Consider the following 2,594-nt stretch of genomic DNA (forward strand, 5'->3'; position numbering starts at 1 on the left):
CCAGATGCGCGACGGGGTGGGTGAGGGCGGTGTCGAAGAGGGCGAGGCCCTGTTGGGTGGTGAGGGCGGCGCCGGCGCTGGTGGCACGCGACCGGTCGGCCCCGGCGAGCCCACCGGTCATCGCACTGGCCTGCTCCCACAAACCCCAGCCGAGGGAGAGTGCGGGGAGTCCTTCGGCGCGGCGGCGGGTGGCGAGGGCGTCGAGGTAGGCGTTGGCGGCTGAGTAGTTGGCCTGCCCCGGAGCGCCGAACGTTGCCGACACCGAGGAATACAGCACAAACATCGACAGGTCGGCGTCGCGGGTGAGTTCGTCCAGGTTGGCGGCCGCGGTGGCCTTCGCCCGCAGTACCGTCTCCAGACGCTCCTGCGTCAACGCGGTGAAGATGCCGTCGTCCAGTACGCCGGCCGCGTGGATGACCCCGGTCAATGGCGCATGTTCAGGAACTTGCGCAAGCACCCCTGCGAGGGTGTCGCGGTCGGCGGCGTCGCAGGCGATGACCTGTGCTTGTGCGCCTAGTTCTTGTAGTTCGGCGGTGAGTTCGGGTGCGCCGGGGGCGTTGGGGCCTTGGCGGGAGAGGAGCAGGAGGTTGCGGGCGTTGTGTTGGGTGACCAGGTGGCGGGCGAGGAGGGTGCCGAGGGTGCCGGTGCCGCCGGTGATGAGGATGGTGCCGTGGGGGTTGAGGGGGGTGGGGAGGGTGAGGACGTTTTTGCCGATGTGTTTGGCCTGGGCCATAAAGCGCCAAGCCGCGACTGCTTCGCGGACATCCCAGACGGTGAGGGGCAGGGGGGTGAGCACGCCCTGTTCGAAGAGTACGACGACTTGGGTGAGGATGTGGCCCATGCGGGTGGGGCCGGCGTCGGAGAGGTCGAAGGCGTGGTAGGGGATGTCGAGGCCGGTGCGGATGTCGGTCTTGCCCATTTCGATGAACCGGCCGCCGGGTGCCAGGAGGCGTAGGGAGGCGTCGAGGAACTCACCGGCCAGGGAGTTGAGCACCACATCCACCCCCCGGCCGTCCGTCGCCGTGCGGATGTGGTCTTCGAAGGCGAGGTCGCGGGAGGAGGCGATGTGTGTCGGGTCGACGCCGTTGTTGGTTACGGTGGGCCATTTGCTGGGGCTGGCGGTGGCGTAGACCTCCAGGCCCCAGTGCCGGGCCAGTTGTACGGCGGCCATGCCGACGCCGCCGGCGGCGGCGTGGATGAGTACCGATTCGCCCTGGCTGACTCCGCCCAGATCCCGCAGGCCGTACCAGGCGGTGGCGAACACCAACGGCAGCGACGCCGCCTCCGCCCACGACCAACCGGCGGGTACCCGCACCAGCAAACGACGATCCGTCACCGCCTCAGCGGCGAAGGCGCCATTGACGAATCCGAAGACCCGGTCGCCTGGCGCGAGGTCGTCAACGTCGGGGCCGACTTCGAGCACGATGCCTGCGGCTTCGGAGCCCATGACGCCGGGTTCTGGGTACATGCCCAGGCCGATGAGGACATCGCGGAAGTTGACCCCGGCCGCCCGGATGGCGACCCGCACCTGACCCGCCTCCAGCGGCAGCACATCGGTGGTCTCCGCGTGTACGGATTCCAGAGTCCCATCTGTGCCCGGCAGCAAATGCCAGGTCCCGGAGGGGAGTTCCAGTCCACGCCCCGTGGCTCGGGTGAGTCGGGGTGCCAGCAATGCGCCGTCGCGGATGGCGAGTTGGGGTTCGTCCACTCCGTCCAGCAGCGTCAGGTCCAGGTCATCGGGGGTCGTGGGGTCGGCGTCGACCAGCACGATTCGGTCGGGGTGTTCGGACTGGGCGGAGCGCACCAGGCCCCATACCGCCGCGCCCACCTCGTCGACCACCGCACCGGGGGTGGCTGGGACCGCGCCCCGGGTCACCACCGCCAGACGGGACCCAAATGATTCCTCGTTTGCCAGCCATTCCTGCACATCACGCAGTACCGCACCCAGTACCTGCTCCACCGGGCCGGTCCCCACCGGAAGGACGGTGAACTCCGCCTCACCGGTGGGGCCGGTGCGGGGTGGCAGTGCGGTCCACTCCACTGTGAACAGGGCGTTGTCGCTGGCCGGTTTGGTCGACGACAACTGATCGGCCGCTATGGTGCGCAGCATCAGGGAGCGGACGCTTACGACGGGTGTGCCGGTGGCGTCGGCGGCTTCGACGGTGACGCCTTCGCCTTGGGGGCGGATCGCTACGCGCAGCATGGTCGCGTTGGTGGCGAAGAGTTCTACGCCGGTCCAGGCGAAGGGGAGTCGTGGCCCGGTGGCGGTTTCGGTTTCGGTTTCGTCGAGGATAAAGCCGGATGGGTGGAGTGCGGCGTCGAGTAGGGCGGGGTGGATTCCGAAGGTGTCGATTCGGCCGGTGTCCGTCTCCGGCAGGGCGACCTCGGCATAGACGCCGGATGTGTCGCGCCAGACTGCTCGTACCCCTTGGAACATCGGGCCGTAGCCGAAGCCGGCGCCGCTGGCGAGGACGTCATAGAACCCCTCGACGTCTACCGCGACCGTGCCCTCCGGCGGCCACTCGGACAGGTCGAACGATGGTGCTTGGGGTTCGGAGGGGGCGAGGAAGCCCGAGGCGTGCAGGATCCATGTG

The 2,594-nt window shown here is 68.9% G+C and carries 1 protein-coding gene; it reads right to left on the reverse strand.

The features are described from left to right. Positions 1-2,594 (reverse strand): SDR family NAD(P)-dependent oxidoreductase (locus tag AOM46_RS31290; RefSeq protein WP_158920857.1); only part of this gene is annotated, 2,594 nt, incomplete at both ends.

Origin of the sequence: Streptomyces sp. NBRC 109706 (assembly GCF_000974485.1) — a bacterium.
GTDB lineage: Bacteria > Actinomycetota > Actinomycetes > Streptomycetales > Streptomycetaceae > Streptomyces.